This is a genomic window from Microbacterium sp. NPDC056044, assembly GCF_042267145.1.
GTDB lineage: Bacteria > Actinomycetota > Actinomycetes > Actinomycetales > Microbacteriaceae > Microbacterium.
On sequence record NZ_JBHJWZ010000001.1, the window covers coordinates 105354 to 121472 of the forward strand.

Below are 16119 nucleotides of genomic sequence, written 5' to 3' on the forward strand. Positions count from 1 at the left end.
ATTTCTGATCAAGTATTTGACACTGTAGCACCGCACGGACTACGAATGAACTGCTCGATTCCACCCGAATCGGATTCAGCATCGAAGGAGCTGCCCCCATGAGTCCGTGGTCCCCGTCAGAGTTCGAGGGCACTGTAGTCGCCATCACCGGTGCAGCGCAGGGCATCGGCCGCTCGATCGCCCTCGCCTTCGCCGCACAGGGCGCGCACGTCGCCGTCATCGACGTCCAGGAGCCCGCCGCCCAGGCGGTCGTGGGCGAGATCGAGGCCGCCGGCGGCCGCGCGGTCGCCGTCACGTGCGACGTCGCCGACCGCGAGAGCGTCCGCGCCGCGGTCGCAACCGTGACCGAGAAGCTCGGCCCCATCCGCGTGCTGGTCAGCAACGCCGGCATCACCCGCCCCGCGATGATCCGCAAGATGACCGACGAGCAGTGGGAGCAGGTGGTGAATGTCCACCTCAACGCCTCATTCTACTGGCTCAAGGAGGTCGTCGAGCCCATGATCGAGGCCGGCGGCGGGCGCATCATCTTCACGTCGTCGTCGACCGCGCAGAACGGGTCGATCGGACAGGTCAACTACGCCGCCGCGAAGTCGGGCATGCTCGGACTCATGCGCAGTGCCGCGAAGGAGCTGGGCCGCTACAACATCCTCGTGAATGCCGTCGCACCGGCGGCGCTCACCGACATGACGCGCACCGTCATGACCGACCCGAAGTTCGGCGCCGACCCGTCCAAGAGCACGCTGCGCCGCTTCGCGGAGCCCGACGAGATCGCCCCGGCATACCTCTTCCTCGCGAGCTCGGCGTCCAGCTACATGACGGGTCAGGTGCTGTCGGTCGACGGCGGATCGATGATGGTCCGATGAGCGCCGATGCCCTGACCGTGACCGCGTCCGACCTGACGCGCCTGCTGTCGCCGCGCTCGATCGCGGTCGTCGGCGCCTCCGACAAGCCGGGCCGCATCGGCACGCAGCTCCTCGACAACATCTCCCGGCTGTTCGCGGGCGAGATCTACCCGGTCAACCCCCGCGCCGACGTGCTCGCGGGACTGCCGGTCGTCGCCGACGTCGACGCGCTGCCCGACGGCGTCGACATGGCGGTCGTCGCGGTGCCGGCCGAACAGGCCGTGCCCACCGTGGCGCGTCTCGCGGCCAAGGGCGTCGGCGGCGTGACGCTGCTGAGCTCGGGCTTCTCGGAGTCGGGCCCGGAGGGCATCGCGCGCCAGGCCGAGCTCGCCGACATCATCGCGTCGACGGGCATCAAGGTGCTCGGGCCGAACTGCATCGGCTTCATGAACCTCCACGAGGGCGTGATGGCGAACTTCGCCATGTCGGGCGCGGTCAAGCTCCCCGAGCCCGGCCCGGTCGCGCTCGTCTCGCAGAGCGGCGGCTTCGCGTCGTACCTCACCAACGCGTCGCTGCGCGCCGGCATCCGACTCGGCTACTTCGTCTCGACCGGCAACGAGGCGGGCGTCGTGCTCGCGCACGCCGTCGAGCACCTCGTCGAACGCGACGAGGTCGGCACGGTGCTCGTCTTCAGCGAGTCGCTGAAGGAGCCCGAGACCCTCATCCGCGCCGCGCGTCGCGCCCACGAGCTCGACAAGCCGATCGCGCTGCTGAAGGCCGGCCGCACCGAGGAGGCCGCGCGCGCCGCGATGAGCCACACCGCGTCGGTCACCGGCTCGGCGGACGTGCTCGATGCGGTGTGCCGGCAGTACGGCATCCACATCGCGTACTCCATGGAGGAGCTGATCGACCTCGGCCTGGCGTTCCAGGACGGACGCCGCGCGCCCCGCGGCGACGTCGGGATCATCACGGCCTCGGGCGGCGCGGGTGTGCTGCTGACGGATGCCGCGGCCTCCTCGGGTCTGGACGTTCCGCCTCCGCCGGCCGACGCCGTCGAGCGCATCGCCGCGGTCATGCCGCAGCCCTTCTACGGCAGCATCGAGAACCCCGTCGACATCACGGCGCAGGGAACCGCCTCGCCGCACTCGTTCGGCCTCGTGCTCGACGCCGTGCGCGACCTCGACACGTTCGACTGCATGGCCGTCGTCACGTGGCAGGGCGACTATCCCTCGAACGACCGCATCGTCGAGACCTACCAGTCGACCGACAAGCCGTTCTTCGTGCTGACCACGGGGTACATGGACAAGTTCCAGGCAGCGGGCGTGCCGATGTACCTCGATCCGAACCGCCTGATGCGCTCGCTCTCGGCGGTTGCCCGGCACTCGCAGCGCGCGCCGCTGGATGAGCCCGGAGCCGCGGGTTCGGCGCCGGGCGACCTCGCCCGCCTGCTGGCGCCGGCCGAGGGCCGCTCGACGATGCTCGAGCACGACGCGAAGGCGCTTCTCGCCGAGTACGGCGTGGCCGTCACGCGGGAACGGCTCGTGGGGGAGGCGACGGATGCTGCGGCCTTCGCCGCCGAGCTCGCCGCTCCCGTCGCCCTCAAGGCGATGAGCTACGACCTGCCGCACAAGACCGAGTACGGCGCGATCCGGCTCGGCGTGCGCGCCGACGACGTGACGGCCGCCACCGCCGACATGCTCGCCGAGGTCGGTCGCAAGGCGCCGCACGCCGAGATCGTCGGCGTGCTCGCACAGGAGATGGTGCCGGCACGCCTCGAGCTCACGGTGGGCATGCGCCGCGACCCGGTCTTCGGCCCGGTCGTCGCGGTGGGTCTCGGCGGCGTCGCCGTCGAGATCATGGCCGCCGCGGTGCTGCTGCACGCGCCGTTCTCGCACGAGATGGCAGTCCGCACGATCGCGGGCCTGCTCGACGGCCGCATCACCTCGGCCGCCCGCGGGCTCGACGACGCCGAACTCTCGGAGCTCGCGCGCACGGCGGTCGCCGTCGGCCGCCTCGCCGTCGACGTCCCCGAGATCGCCGAGATCGATGTCAACCCGGTGCGCGTCCACGACGGACGCGCGGTCGCCGCCGACGCCCTCGTCGTGTTCGACCGCGGAGGCGACGCGTCGTGAGCCGGCTCACCGAGCTCGTCGGCACGGCCGCCCAGCCGTTCCGCTTCGTCGTCGAGGAGGGCAAGGTGGCCGAGTTCGCCCGCGCCGTGCAGGCGACCGACCCGCTGTTCCGGGACGCCGCCGCAGCCGCCGACGCGGGCCTGTCGGGCGTCCTCGCGCCGCCGACGTTCAGCACCGCGAGTGCGCACTGGGCAGGTCCCGAGTCGTCGCCCGCGCTGGGCCTCGACCTCAAGCGGGTGCTGGCCGGCGGGGGAGAGTGGGAGTACCTCGCGCCCGTCGTCGCCGGCGACGAGCTCGAGGCGGTCACCTCCGTCGAGTCGGTCGTCGAGAAGCAGGGGAGCCGCGGGCCCATGGCGGTCATCCGCGTGCGCACCGACTTCTCGCGCGACGGTGAAGTCGTGCAGCGGTACACGTCGAACATCATCCAGTTCGGCGCCGTCGACGAGGTCGGCGCATGAGCGCCGGGATCGTCCTGCAGAAGGACTTCGGCCCGGTCACCCGCACCGACCTGGTCCGCTACGCCGGCGCCGGCGGCGACTTCAACCCGATCCACCACGACGAGGGCTTCGCGCAGGCGGCTGGCTACCCGTCGGTCTTCGCGCACGGTCTCTACACCGCGGGCCTCGCCGGCGCGGCGCTGGCCGAGGCGGTCGGACCGCTCGCACTGCGGCGCTTCGCGGTGCGCTACGTCGGTCAGGTGTGGCCCGGTGACACGATCAGCGTGACGGTGCGGGAGACGGATGCCGCGGCATCCACTCTCCGTTCCTTCGAGGTGACCGTCGAGGCGGCTGCAGGAGGCGCCGAGCGGCGCGTCGTCATCACCGGCACCGCGGAGGCGGCCCGATGAGCGCCGCCGATCTCGCGCCCGCCGAGCCCGCTCCGTGGGCCGCGTTCGCGGCGCGCCGGGCCGAGGGACGCATCCCGTTCCAGTACTGCTCGTCGTGCGAGCGCGCGGTGTTCTACCCGCGCGTGCTGTGCCCGCACTGCGGGTCGGTCGAACTCGAGTGGCGCGACAGCGCCGGACTCGGCACGGTGTACTCGCAGACGTTCCTGCCGGGCCGCGAAGGTGGTGGCCGCTACGTGCTGCTCGTCGACCTCGACGAGGGGTTCCGCGTCATGGGGTCGGCGACCGACGACACCGGCGACTACGTGATCGGCTCGCGCGTGCGCGGCTCGGTCGATGCCGGCGTCCCCGAGGGCGAGCCCCGCTTCGTGTTCGCCGAGGAGGGGCCGCGATGACGCACGCGCTGCGCGGCGCCGCGGTCATCCGCGGCGTGGCCGAGTCCCAGCTCGGCGAGGTCGGGCCCGACCGCTACCCGCTCGACCTCGTCGGCGAGGCGGTGGCAGGCGCGCTCGCCGACGCCGGCATCGCGAAGTCCGAGGTGGACGGCCTGTTCACCGCGGTCGGCGGCCGCGCGATGTCGAACCTCGACGTCGGCGAGTACCTCGGCATCGCCCCGTCGTTCACCGACGGCACGATGATCGGCGGCAGCTCGTTCGTCAGCCACGTGCACCACGCCGCCCTCGCGCTCCAGGCGGGCGCGTGCAACGTCGCCGTCATCGCGTACGGCAGCACGGCGCGCACCGACGCGCGGCGGCCCGGACGCGTGCCGTACCCGCCCGAGCTTCCGAACTACGAAGCGCCCGCGCGCCCGGTGCATCCGGTGACCGGCTACGCGCTGGCCGCCGCCCGCCACATGCACGAGTTCGGCACGACCCGCGAGCAGCTCGCCGAGGTCGCCGTGTCGGCCCGGCGCTGGGCGCAGCTGAACCCCAAGGCGTTCAAGCGCGATCCGCTCACGATCGACGACGTGCTCTCGGCACGGGTCGTGGCGACCCCCTTCACGACGCTCGACTGCTGCCTCGTGACCGACGGCGGCGGCGCCATCGTGATGACGCGCGCCGACGCGTACACCGACCGCGCGAAGGCGCCCGTGTACGTGCTCGGCGCCGGCGAGGCGCATTCGCACCGGTCGATCTCGCAGATGCCCGACCTCACCACGACCTCGGCACGCGAGTCGGGCGAGCGGGCGTTCGAGATGGCGGGCCTGACGCCCGCCGACATCGACGTGCTGCAGCTGTACGACGCCTTCACGATCAACCCGATCCTCTTCCTCGAAGACCTCGGCTTCTGCGCGAAGGGCGAGGGCGGTGCCTTCGTCGAGGGCGGGCGCATCGCGCCCGGCGGTGCTCTGCCGGTCAACACCAACGGCGGCGGCCTCTCGTTCTGCCACCCGGGCATGTACGGCATCTTCGCCCTCATCGAGGCTGTGCGTCAGGTGCGCGGCGAGGCGGGCGAGCGCCAGGTGGCCGGCGTGACGACCGCCCTCGCGCACGGCAACGGCGGCCAGCTGTCGAGCCAGGTCACCGCGATCCTCTCGGCGGAGCGCTGATGAGCGACGACATCGTGCTGACGAGCCTCGAGGACGGCGTCCTCGTGGTGACCCTCAACCGCCCCACGGCGATGAACGCGCTGTCCGTGGCGCTCTCGTACGAGCTCACCCGCACGTTCACCCGCGCCGCGCAGCCCGACGTGCGCGCCGTCGTCGTCACCGGCGCCGGCCGCGGCTTCTGCGCGGGCGCCGACCTCCGCGACACGCGTACCGGCGACGTCGCCCGCGAGAGCCTGCGCGCGACCTACCACCCGATGGTGCTCGCGCTCACGGCGCTCGAGAAGCCGGTGGTCGCCGCCGTCAACGGGCCCGCCGCCGGGGCAGGGCTCGCGCTGCTGCTCGCGGCCGACGCGCGCATCGGCGCACCCGCGGCCAAGCTCGTGCCGGCGTTCGCGACCATCGGCCTCGTCCCGGACTCGGGCGTCGGCTACCTCGCGGCGCGCGTGCTCGGCGAGGCCCAGGCGCTGCGCTGGCTCGCCGGCGGCGAGCCCCTGACCGCCGACCAGGCGCTCGCGCGCGGTGTGTACGAGGCCGTCATCGACGAGCCGCTGCCCGCCGCGATCGACCTCGCACGCCGGCTCGCGTCCGCGCCGGGGCGAGCCTACGGATTGACGAAACGGATGCTGTGGGCCGAGGGCCGTCGCCTGCTCGCGGCGAATCTCGACCTCGAGGTCGAGCTGCAGCAGCTCGCGGTGTCCGACCCCGAGCGCGCGGCCGCGCGCGCCCGCGCCGTCGAGAGCATGGGGTCGAAGACCCCGGAGAAGGAGAAGCCGTGACCGACGCCGAGGAGCAGCCCGTCCTGGTGGATGTCGCCGACGGGGTGATGACGATCTCGTTCAACCGCCCGGCGCGGCACAACGCCGTCACCGGCCGGATGCACCGCGAGTTCGTCGCCGCCCTCGAGCGGGCCCGGCACGACAAGGCCGTGCGGGTCGTCCTCCTGCGGGGCGAGGGCCGGTCGTTCTGCTCGGGCGCCGACGTCGCCGACTTCCAGACGCCGGAGGTGCCGCCCACGGCCGCCGAGCGCGCGCTGGCCGTCATGGGCGGCCGCGAGCTCGTCGACGCGCTGCTGGCCGTGCCGCAGCCCATCGTCGCCGCGGTGCGGGGGTACGCGATGGGGCTCGGCGCGACGATCGCGCTCTTCTCCGACGTCGTGATCGCCGCCGACGACGCGGTGCTCGCCGACACGCACGTGAACATCGGCGTCGTCGCCGGCGACGGCGGCGCGGTGATGTGGCCTCTCCTGGCGGGCCTCGGCCGTGCGCGGTTCCACCTGTTGACGGGGGAGCGGGTCACCGGCGCCCTCGCCGCGGAGTGGGGGCTGGTCTACCGTGCCGTCGCCGCAGACGCCGTCGACGACGAGGCGCGTGCCGTCGTCGACAAGCTCGCCGCCCTCGCGCCGCTCGCGGTGCAGGGTACGAAGTCGACGCTGAACCGCATCGTCCGCGAGAAGGTCGAGCTCGTCCTCGACCACGGGCTGTGGAGCGAGGCCGTGACGTTCCTGTCGGACGACCATCGCGAGGCGACCGCCGCCTTCATGGAGAAGCGCACCCCCGGCTTCGAAGGTCGCTGACCGCCGGCCTCGCTGAGCCCACGGGCTTGAGGCCGCCGCATCCAGCGATTATGATCGAATATCAAATCTCCCTCTCAGCGTTCCGAGGATGTACCGCAGATGAACAAGCTCAGTCGTGACTTCGGCATCGAGTACCCGATCTTCGCCTTCAGCCACTGCCGCGACGTCGTCGCCGCCGTGTCGAAGGCCGGCGGCATGGGCGTCCTCGGCGTCGTGGCGATGTCGCCGGAGGAGATCGACGTCGAGATCGCCTGGCTCAAGGAGCAGTGCGGCGACGTGCCGTTCGGCGTCGACGTCGTCATGCCGGCCAAGACCGCCGACCGCGAGCAGGGTCTCACCGACACCGAGAGCCTCGTCGAGGACCTCGACAAGCTCATCCCCGAGGGCCACCGGGCGTTCGCCGAGGCCCTCATGGATCAGTACCACGTGCCCGTGCCGCAGGACGCGGCGCGCCGCTTCGGCGCCAAGGGCCTGAGCGCGTCGTACGGCGCCGCGCAGCTGGAGGCCGTCTTCGCCCACGACATCCCGTTCCTGGTGAGCGGACTGGGCGCCCCGCCGGTGGAGACGATCGAGCGCGCCCACGCGAAGGGCGCCAAGGTCGGCGCGCTCGTCGGCAAGCCCGAGCACATCGCCAAGAGCGCCGGCACCGGCATCGACGTCTACATCGCCCAGTCGTACGAGGCCGCCGCGCACACCGGCGACATCGGCTCGATGGTGCTCACCCCCGACGTCGTCGACGCCGCCGGAGGCACCCCCGTGCTCGCCGCGGGCGGCATCGCCACGGGCCGCCAGATGGCGGCCGTGATGGCGCTCGGCGCCGAGGGCATCTGGACGGGCTCGATCTGGCTCACGTCGCAGGAGTCGTCCACCGACCAGCGCGTCAAGGAGCACATGCTCGAGATGAACTCGAGCGACACCGTGCGCTCCAAGTCGCAGACGGGCAAGTACAACCGCCAGATCCGCACGCCGTGGACCGACGCGTGGGACGGCCCGAGCAGCCCCGGCAACCTTCCGATGCCGCTGCAGCAGATGCTCTACTCCGAGTACACCGACCGCGCCCGGCGCGCGGGTGTGTGGGAGCTCGTCGGCGGTCCCGTCGGCCAGGGCGTCAGCCGCATGAACGCGATCAAGTCGTGCAACCAGATCATCCTCGAGATCGTCGAGGAGTACGCCGAGACGCTCGAGCGCCTCGCGTCGCTGCGCGACGAACTGATGGCCTGAGCCGCAGAACCCACCGCGGCGGCGGCGTCCGGCTCCCGCCCAGAGACAGGAGTGACGATGACGTCGACCCAGCGTGCCGTGTACGACACCCCGACCACCACCGAAGAGGCCAAGGCGATCCTCGACGAGGCGCCGCTGGCGCGCGTCTCGGTGCCGACCGGCGGCGACGTGTGGATGGTCCTCAGCCACGAGCTGGCGCGTCAGCTGCTCGCCGACCCGCGCGTGGGCCGCGAGCCGCTCGTCGCCCAGGCCGACATCCCGTACAAGGCGAAGTTCCCCGAGTACCTCACGCGCACGCTGCTGTTCAAGGACGACCCCGAGCACGCGCGGCTTCGCCGCTCGGTGGGCAAGTGGTTCGCGCCGCGCCAGATCCGCGCGCTCCAGGCCGAGATCGAGGTCGAATGCGAGCGGCTGCTCGACGAGATCGCCGCGCGCGGCGAGGACTTCGACCTCGTCGAGGAGTACGCCGTCCCGGTGCCGATCTTCGCGCTGACTCGCGTGCTCGGCGCCGACCGCACGATGGCCCCCGACTTCCTCCGCTGGAACCAGGTGCTCTTCGGCACCGGCGCCGCGCAGGGCTCGGCCGAGGTGGCCGCGGTCGAGGCGGAGTGCGTCGCGTACCTGCGCAGCGAGATCGCGCGCAAGCGCGGCGGTGACGGCGACGACCTGCTGTCGGCGCTCGCGAACATCCCCGAGGGGGAGGGCACGCTCACCGACGACGAGATGATCTCAATTGCGATGCTGATCCTGGTGGCCGGGTTCGACAACACCGCGAACTTCATCGGCAACGGCGCGCTCGCGCTGCTGCGCCACCCGTCGCAGCTGGCCTACTTCCGCGAAGACATCGACGGGCACGTGGTGCCCGTCGTCGAGGAGCTGCTGCGCCACGGCCGCCAGTCGGTCGGCAGCGGCGTGCGCAACATCGGCATGCCGTTCGTCGCGCTCGAAGACATCGAGATCGGTGACATCACGATCGAGAAGGACGAGATCGTGCTGGTCAACCGCAACGCCGCGAACCACGACGACAGCGTGTTCGAGCGACCGCTCGACCTCGACGTCACCCGCGAGAACAACCCGCATCTCACCCTGAGCTACGGCGTGCACGCGTGCCTGGGTGCGCCCCTCGCCCGCCTCGAGCTGCAGGTGTCGCTCTCTGCCCTCTTCCGCCGCTTCCCCGACCTGCGGGTCGCGGGCGAGCCGGTCTCGCAGAAGGACACGATGTCGGAGGCCATCGAGCACCTCCCCGTGACGAGCCGCACGGCATGAGCGACATCTCGGCCGGCATCGCCGGCATCCATCAGCCCCGCGGCCTCGCCCCCGACGCGTTCCGGCTCGACGGGCGCGTCGCCGTGATCTCGGGCGGCTCGAAGAACATCGGGCTCGAGATCGCGGCGGCAATGCTGCAGGCGGGCGCCCGCGTCGCGATCACCGGCCGCAAGGAGGAGCAGCTCGCCGCCGCGCACGCTGGCCTCCTCGAGCTGGTGCCGGCGGGCGAGGTCGTCACCGTCGTCGGCGACGTCTCGGCGGCGGACGGTCCGGAACGGATCTCGGATGCCGTCCTCCAGCGCTTCGAGACGGTCGACGTGCTGGTCAACAACGCCCACCTCACGGGTGCGACACGCGACCTGCACACGTTCGACATCCCGCGGCAGGTCTTCCAGGAGGTGTTCGACACCAACCTGTTCGGACCGCTCGAGCTGACCGGGCGGCTCCTCAAGCCGTCGATCGAGGCCGGGCGTGCAGCATCCGTCATCAATGTCCTGTCGGGTGCCGCGTTCCGCACCACTGCCGGCTTGCCCGCCTATTCGTCGAGCAAGGCGGCGCTGTGGATGCTCACGCGCCATCTCGCCGAGGAATGCGGTCCACTCATCCGCGTGAACGCCGTGTGCCCGGGGATCGTCACCGAGGACGGGCAGCCGCGATTCGCCTACGGCCGGGCGCTGCTCGAGAGCGGCGGCATCCCGATGGGGCGGATCGGCGCTCCCGAAGAGGTCTCGGCCGCGGTGCTGTATCTCGCGTCGGATGCCGCGTCATACACGACGGGCGCCGTGATCCACTGCAACGGCGGCCGCGGCTGGTGAGCCGGCGCGGCGAGACGCCGGCTCGCTGACTACTCGGTGCCGGGCAGGGTGTAGCCGACCAGGTCGGAGCCCTGGATGAAGTGCGCCTCCATGAGGTGGCGCGCGGCCTCGGCGTCGCCCGCGGCGATCGCGTCGATGATCGCGGGGTGATCCCGCAAGGCGCCCTCGGTCATGCCGGGGACGGAGTCGAACAGGTCGCGGCGGACGAAGCGGTTCGTCAGGCGCAGGAACCACCGCAGGCGGTCGCCCGTGGGGATCTTGTTGATGTGGCGGTGGAATGCGCCGTTGAGCTGCTCGAGCTGCGCGGCGCGCTCTTCGCCCTCGGGCAGCTTGCTCGCCTCTTCGAGCTCGGCGTGCAGCCGGCGCAGCGTCTCGACGTCTTCGGGGGTGGCCTCGCGGGCGGCGCGGGCGGCGAGAACGCCGCCGAGCTGCGCCTGGATCTGGAAGATGTCGTCGAGGTCCGCCTGCGTGAGCGGGTTCGCGCGGAAGCCGCGGCGAGGCTCCGCGTTGACCAGTCCCTCGTTGCTCAGCGCGATGAGCGCCTCGCGGACGGGCATGATGCTGACGCCGAGTTCCTCGGCGAGTTCCTCCATGCCGAGCTTCGCGTCCTTCTCGTACGCGCCTTGCAGGATCGCCTGGCGGAGCGAGTCGGCTACTTCGTCGGCGAGCTTGGGTCGTGCCGCCGGGCGATCGAGCCGTGCGTGGGTTGTGGGCATCGGTCGTTCCTTGATCAGGTATCGAATGCTGTCTGGGAGAACGATAGCAACGCATCCGTGGAAAACCAGGTAGCGCTCTCGCGAAGAGTGTGCTAGCGCGCGCTACTCCAAAAACGCGTTCACATTCGATGATTGATCAGATATATTTTTCTCACCCACGACCACAGAGAGGTGTCGAACGGATGACAGCCCAACCTCCCTCCATCGCGCCGCCCAGCGCGAAGAGGAGCGGCCCGCCCGCCACTGCGACCATTTCGACACGCACCGCGAAGCGCCGGTACGTGCCGCCGCGCTGGCTCGGATTCACCGCCAAGAAGATCGGCCACCTGCTGATCGTGCTGGTCGCGGTGACCTTCCTCGTGTCGCTCATGCTCGACTTCCTGCCCGGCGACCCGGCGCAGGCGATCCTCGGCGAGGACGCCACCCCTGACCAGATCGCGCAGCTGCGCGCCGAGCTCCGCCTCGACGAGCCCGTCATCGTGCGCTACCTGGACTGGGTGGGCGCGGCCCTTCAGGGCGACCTCGGCACCTCGTACCGCACCGGCCAGCCCGTCGGCGAGGCGATCCTCCAGCGCCTCCCCGTCTCGGTCGAGCTGATGGTGCTGGTGCAGGTCATCGCGCTCGTGACCGCCGTGATCCTCGCCGTCTGGGCGGTCTACCGCCCGAACGGGATCGTCGACCGCATCAGCACCGCCTGGTCGTTCGCGGCGATCTCTGCCCCGCACTTCGTCGTGGGCCTGTTCCTCGTCTTCATCTTCGCGGTCACGCTCGGCCTGCTGCCGGCGTCCGGCTTCATCCCGTTGAGCGACGGCGTCTGGCCCAACCTGTCGACGATGATCCTTCCCGCGCTCGCGCTGTCGCTCGAGCCGGCCGGGATCTACCAGCGGCTCCTCCGCGGCGACATGCAGTCGACGATGAAGGAGGACTTCGTGCTCGCCGCGCAGGCGAAGGGCATGTCGACGCGCAACATCCTGTTCCGCCAGGTGTTCCGCCCGTCGTCCTTCTCCCTCGTGACCCTGGCCGGCATCAACACGGCCCGCCTGATCGGCAGCGCCGTGGTGATCGAGACGCTCTTCGCGCTTCCGGGCGTCGGGCGACTGCTCGTCGACTCGATCAACGCGCGCGACTTCATCATGATCCAGGCGATCGTCGCGGTGATCGCGGTGTTCTACGTCTTCGTCAACATCGTGATCGATCTGCTCTACCTGGTGCTCGACCCGAGAGTGAGGTCCGGACGTGGCTGACACCCGCATCACCGACACCGAGACGATCGCCGAAGAGGCGCCCGTCTCCGAGGTCCTGGTCCCCGTCAAGCCGGTGCGGCGGGGGAGCAGGGTCCCGTTCTCGGTCTGGATCGCCGTGGCGTGGTCGGCGATGATCGTGCTCGCCGCGATCTTCGCGCCGCTGCTGCCGCTGCCCGACCCGAACACCCCCGACTACGAGCACATCGCGGCGCCGCCGATGCCCGGCCACCCGCTCGGCACCGATCAGCTCGGCCGCGACATGCTGTCGCGCCTGGTGTGGGGCGCGCAGGCGTCGCTGCAGGTCGGCTTCGTCGCGGTGGCGCTCGGGCTCACGCTCGGCCTGGCGCTCGGACTCCTCGCCGGCTACTACCGCGGGTGGATCGACAGCACCATCAGCGTCCTCGTCGACATCGTGCTGGCGTTCCCGTCGCTCATCTTCATCATGGTGCTCGTCGCCATCCGCGGCTCGAGTGCACCCGTGCTGATCGTCGGACTCGGCGCCGTCATGGTCCCGACGTTCACGCGTCTCGCGCGAGCCAACACCCTGGTGTGGACGCAGCGCGAGTTCGTGACCGCGGCGACCGTGCTCGGCTCGCGCCGGCAGCGCACCCTCGTGCGCGAGGTCTTCCCCAATGTGCTGCCGTCGATCCTGGCCTACGCCTTCGTCGTCGTGGCCGTGGTGATGGTGGCCGAGGGCTCGCTCAGCTTCCTCGGGTTCGGCATCCAGCCGCCCACCGCGAGCTGGGGAAGCATGATCGCGGGCGGTCGCACGCTGCTGTACACGGCGCCGTACATCGTGCTATTCCCCTCGCTCGTGCTGCTGCTCACCGTGCTGTCCTTCAACTTCATCGGCGACTACCTCCGCGGCCGGACCGCGGGACGAACGGAAGTGACGCTATGACCGCCGACCTCACCAGCGACACGTCGACCGCGACCGCATCCGCGGTGGGAGACGTCATCCTCGATGTGCGGCACCTCCGCACGGTGTTCACGGCGGGCGCCGCGCCCGTGACCGCCGTCGACGACGTCAGTATCTCGGCCCGTCTGGGCCAGACGCTGGGCGTCGTGGGGGAGTCGGGCTCGGGCAAGTCGGTGCTCGCGCGGTCGATCATGGGACTCGTCTCGCCGGGATCGCGCGTCGAGCGCAGCGGCGAGATCGTCTTCGACGGCACTGACCTCTCGGCGCTCCCGCGCAAGAAGGTGCGTCGCCTGTGGGGGAGCGAGATCGCCATGGTGCTGCAGGATCCCCTCACGTCGCTCAACCCCGTGAAGAAGATCGGCGCGCAGGTCGTCGAGACCGTGCGCCGCCATGACCCGAAGCTGTCGAAGAAGCAGGCTGACGCGCGCGGGGTGGAGCTGCTGCGCAGCGTCGGCATCCCCGAGCCCGAGCGGCGCATGAAGGTGTATCCGCACCAGATGTCGGGCGGCATGCGTCAGCGTGTCGGCATCGCGATCGCCCTCGCGGGCAACCCGCGACTGCTGTTCGCCGACGAGCCGACCACGGCCCTCGACGTCACCGTCCAGATGCAGATCCTCGACCTCCTCGCCCGGCAGCAGCGCGAGCGGCGGATGACGATGGTGCTGGTCACCCACGACCTCGGCGTCGTCGCGACCCGCACCGACCACATCGTGGTGATGTACGCCGGCCAGGTCGTCGAGAGCGCGCCGACCCGCTCGCTCTTCACCGACGTGAAGATGCCGTACACCCGCGCTCTGCTGGATGCCCTCCCGAAGCTGGACCAGCCCAGCCACACGCGGCTGAAGGCGATCCCGGGGCACCCGCCGAACCTCGCCGCGCCACCGGTGGGCTGCCGCTTCGCGGCGCGCTGTCCGGCCGCGCAGGAGAAGTGCCACACCACCCAGCCGCCGCTCGTCGCGAGCGACGACGACGCCGAGCACCTGTACCGGTGCTGGTTCCCGGTCGGAACCCCGGAGTACGAGGCCGCCCGCGCCGAGACCGAGGCGCGTGCTGCGGCGAAGGACGAGGAGAACGTCGCCGCAGCCGCGGCGGCGGCGCACCAGCTGATCGAGGAGCCGGCATGAGCGTGGATTCGAATTCCGAGGTGCGTCTCGCGGTCGAGGATCTCGTCGTCGAGTACGCCACCCGCGCGGGAACGGTGTATGCGGTGTCGGAGGTGAGCTTCGACCTCAAGGCCGGCGAGACCCTCGGCGTCGTGGGGGAGTCCGGCTGCGGCAAGTCGACGATGGCGCGCGCCGTGCTGCAGCTGCCCGCACCCAAGTCGGGATCGGTGACCTTCGAGGGCACCGACCTCACCAAGCTCAGTCCCGAGCAGGTCAGGAAGCTGCGGCCGGAGCTGCAGATGGTGTTCCAGGACCCGGTGTCGTCGCTGAACCCGCGACGCACCGTGCGCCAGATCGTCGCCGAACCGCTGACCATCTGGCGGCGCGGCACCCGTGCGGAGCGCCTTGCCCGGGCCGACGAGATGCTGCGGGCGGTGGGGCTCAACCCCGACGACTACGGCGACCGCAAGCCGACGCAGCTGTCGGGCGGCCAGTGCCAGCGCGTCGCGATCGCCCGCGCGCTCGTGGCGGGCGCGAAGGTGCTCGTGTGCGACGAGCCGGTGTCGTCGCTCGACGTGTCGCTGCGCGCCACCGTGCTCAACATGCTGGAGGACCTGCAGGCCGAGTTCGACCTGTCGATCCTGTTCATCGCGCACGACCTCGCGGTGGTGAAGAACATCTCCGATCGCGTGATGGTGATGTACCTCGGCAAGGTGGTCGAGGTCGGCGACTCGGAGTCGCTCTACGCGGCTCCGGCGCACCCGTACACGCTTGCCCTGCTCGAGTCGATTCCCGAGCCGGACCCGTTCGCGCCCGAGCCCCGCGCGGCGATCGCGGGCGACCCGCCGTCGCCGGTCAACCCGCCCTCGGGCTGCCGCTTCCGCACGCGCTGCGCGCTCGCGCAGGACATCTGCGCTCAGGTGGAGCCCCGCCTCACCCCGGTGTCCGACACGCACTCGGTCGCCTGCCATTTTCCGCTCGTCTCCACGGCTGCGGAGAATTGACATTTGATGTTTGATCAGAAATGATGAACACGTGAATGAATCGATGACCGTGGTCGGCACGGACCGGATTCGTGTCCGCACCGACGCCGACACGATTCACGTCACGCTGGACCACCCCGAGACCCGCAACGCCGTCTCCCGCACGATGTACCACGAGCTCGCGTTCGTGCTGTCGCAGATCGCCCGGCGCACCGACCTCCGGTTCGTGGTGCTGAGCGGCGCGGGCCGCGTGTTCTCCAGCGGCGGCGACCTGCGGGAACTGCGAGACGGCCTGCCCGACGACTACGTCACCGACTACTGGCAGCGCATGTCGGGCACGATCCTGGCGCTGCGCGCCATGCCGCAGATCGTCATCGCCGGCGTGCGGGGTGCGGCGGTCGGCGCCGGCGCTGCGGTCGCCCTCGCCAGCGACATGGTCGTCGTCGAGAGCGACGCGCGCATGCGCTTCACCTTCACCCGCATCGGCTTCCTCCCCGACGCGGGCACGACCGTGCTGCTGCCTCGTCTGCTCGGGCCTGCCGTCGCGCGCGACCTCCTCTTCACCGGCCGCTGGATCGGCGCGGAAGAGGCGTGCCGGCGCGGCATGATCGCACGCGTGTGCGAGCCGGGCGCCCTCGACGAGGCGGTGCAGAGCCTTCTCACCGAGCTGCGCTACTCGCCGGCGGGAGCGCTCGGCATGGTGAAGAACCTCGTGGATGCCAGCGCCCTCAGCGACCTGACCTCCGGCGTCCGCGCCGAAGGGGTCCAGCAGTATGCGGCCGCCGCCTCCGGCGAGTACCGCGAGTACCTCGCGCGCGTGCTCGAGCTCATGGCGCAGCAGACCGCTGCGCCGGTGCCGCCCGCAACCGACCCTGACACCGACGTCACGATCAAGACCCACTGAACAGGAGA

Annotated in this window: 17 protein-coding genes; 16 read left to right on the plus strand and 1 reads right to left on the minus strand. The window is 71.0% G+C overall.

Annotation, left to right across the window (positions count from 1 at the left end):
- The first annotated feature begins 98 nt into the window (after positions 1-98).
- The 11 genes from ACFC1I_RS00475 (at position 99) to ACFC1I_RS00525 (ending at position 10242) form a co-directional block, all read left to right on the plus strand.
- Positions 99-863 carry an SDR family NAD(P)-dependent oxidoreductase gene (locus ACFC1I_RS00475; RefSeq protein WP_376005744.1) on the plus strand — a complete coding sequence of 255 codons (765 nt, stop codon included), beginning with the start codon at positions 99-101 and terminating at the stop codon, positions 861-863.
- A complete protein-coding gene (locus ACFC1I_RS00480) occupies positions 860-2974 on the plus strand; it encodes an acetate--CoA ligase family protein (protein ID WP_376005746.1) in 2115 nt (704 codons plus the stop codon). Before ACFC1I_RS00475 ends, ACFC1I_RS00480 begins: the two co-directional genes overlap by 4 nt.
- Entirely contained in the window at positions 2971-3432 is a 462-nt protein-coding gene (locus ACFC1I_RS00485) for a MaoC family dehydratase N-terminal domain-containing protein (RefSeq protein WP_376005748.1), read from the plus strand. The genes ACFC1I_RS00480 and ACFC1I_RS00485 overlap by 4 nt, the downstream gene beginning before the upstream one ends.
- Complete coding sequence (locus ACFC1I_RS00490; protein ID WP_376005750.1) at positions 3429-3821, plus strand: MaoC/PaaZ C-terminal domain-containing protein; 393 nt, start codon at positions 3429-3431, stop codon at positions 3819-3821. The genes ACFC1I_RS00485 and ACFC1I_RS00490 overlap by 4 nt, the downstream gene beginning before the upstream one ends.
- Positions 3818-4213, plus strand: a complete 396-nt coding sequence (locus ACFC1I_RS00495) for a Zn-ribbon domain-containing OB-fold protein (RefSeq protein ID WP_376005751.1) — start codon at positions 3818-3820, stop codon at positions 4211-4213. The genes ACFC1I_RS00490 and ACFC1I_RS00495 overlap by 4 nt, the downstream gene beginning before the upstream one ends.
- Positions 4210-5367, plus strand: a complete 1158-nt coding sequence (locus ACFC1I_RS00500; RefSeq protein WP_376005753.1) for an acetyl-CoA acetyltransferase — start codon at positions 4210-4212, stop codon at positions 5365-5367. Before ACFC1I_RS00495 ends, ACFC1I_RS00500 begins: the two co-directional genes overlap by 4 nt.
- Entirely contained in the window at positions 5367-6143 is a 777-nt protein-coding gene (locus ACFC1I_RS00505) for an enoyl-CoA hydratase/isomerase family protein (protein WP_376005755.1), read from the plus strand. Before ACFC1I_RS00500 ends, ACFC1I_RS00505 begins: the two co-directional genes overlap by 1 nt.
- Positions 6140-6940 (plus strand): enoyl-CoA hydratase/isomerase family protein, encoded by an 801-nt coding sequence (locus tag ACFC1I_RS00510; RefSeq protein ID WP_376005756.1) that lies wholly within the window; start codon positions 6140-6142, stop codon positions 6938-6940. Before ACFC1I_RS00505 ends, ACFC1I_RS00510 begins: the two co-directional genes overlap by 4 nt.
- Before the next feature lie 99 nt (positions 6941-7039).
- Positions 7040-8161: an NAD(P)H-dependent flavin oxidoreductase gene (locus ACFC1I_RS00515; RefSeq protein ID WP_376005757.1), complete on the plus strand. Its 1122-nt coding sequence runs from the start codon at positions 7040-7042 to the stop codon at positions 8159-8161.
- A gap of 57 nt (positions 8162-8218) precedes the next feature.
- Entirely contained in the window at positions 8219-9427 is a 1209-nt protein-coding gene (locus ACFC1I_RS00520) for a cytochrome P450 (protein ID WP_376005759.1), read from the plus strand.
- On the plus strand, positions 9424-10242 hold the full coding sequence (locus ACFC1I_RS00525) for an SDR family NAD(P)-dependent oxidoreductase (protein ID WP_376005761.1): 819 nt from the start codon (positions 9424-9426) through the stop codon (positions 10240-10242). The genes ACFC1I_RS00520 and ACFC1I_RS00525 overlap by 4 nt, the downstream gene beginning before the upstream one ends.
- 29 nt (positions 10243-10271) lie before the next feature.
- Here ACFC1I_RS00525 and ACFC1I_RS00530 read toward each other — a convergent pair whose 3' ends face one another.
- Positions 10272-10958, minus strand: coding sequence for a GntR family transcriptional regulator (locus tag ACFC1I_RS00530; protein ID WP_376005762.1), 687 nt, complete (start codon positions 10956-10958; stop codon positions 10272-10274).
- A gap of 182 nt (positions 10959-11140) precedes the next feature.
- Here ACFC1I_RS00530 and ACFC1I_RS00535 point away from each other — a divergent pair, with 182 nt between their 5' ends.
- Genes ACFC1I_RS00535 through ACFC1I_RS00555 form a run of 5 tightly spaced genes read left to right on the plus strand, consistent with a single transcriptional unit; the run spans position 11141 to position 16111 of the window.
- Complete coding sequence (locus ACFC1I_RS00535) at positions 11141-12202, plus strand: ABC transporter permease (protein WP_376005764.1); 1062 nt, start codon at positions 11141-11143, stop codon at positions 12200-12202.
- The gene (locus tag ACFC1I_RS00540) at positions 12195-13103 is read left to right on the plus strand and encodes an ABC transporter permease (RefSeq protein ID WP_376005766.1); all 909 of its coding nucleotides are present in this window, start codon (positions 12195-12197) and stop codon (positions 13101-13103) included. Before ACFC1I_RS00535 ends, ACFC1I_RS00540 begins: the two co-directional genes overlap by 8 nt.
- On the plus strand, positions 13100-14245 hold the full coding sequence (locus ACFC1I_RS00545) for an ABC transporter ATP-binding protein (protein ID WP_376005768.1): 1146 nt from the start codon (positions 13100-13102) through the stop codon (positions 14243-14245). The genes ACFC1I_RS00540 and ACFC1I_RS00545 overlap by 4 nt, the downstream gene beginning before the upstream one ends.
- Positions 14242-15228: an ABC transporter ATP-binding protein gene (locus ACFC1I_RS00550; protein WP_376005769.1), complete on the plus strand. Its 987-nt coding sequence runs from the start codon at positions 14242-14244 to the stop codon at positions 15226-15228. Before ACFC1I_RS00545 ends, ACFC1I_RS00550 begins: the two co-directional genes overlap by 4 nt.
- 31 nt (positions 15229-15259) lie before the next feature.
- Positions 15260-16111, plus strand: coding sequence for an enoyl-CoA hydratase/isomerase family protein (locus ACFC1I_RS00555; protein WP_376005771.1), 852 nt, complete (start codon positions 15260-15262; stop codon positions 16109-16111).
- The last annotated feature ends 8 nt before the right edge of the window (positions 16112-16119 follow it).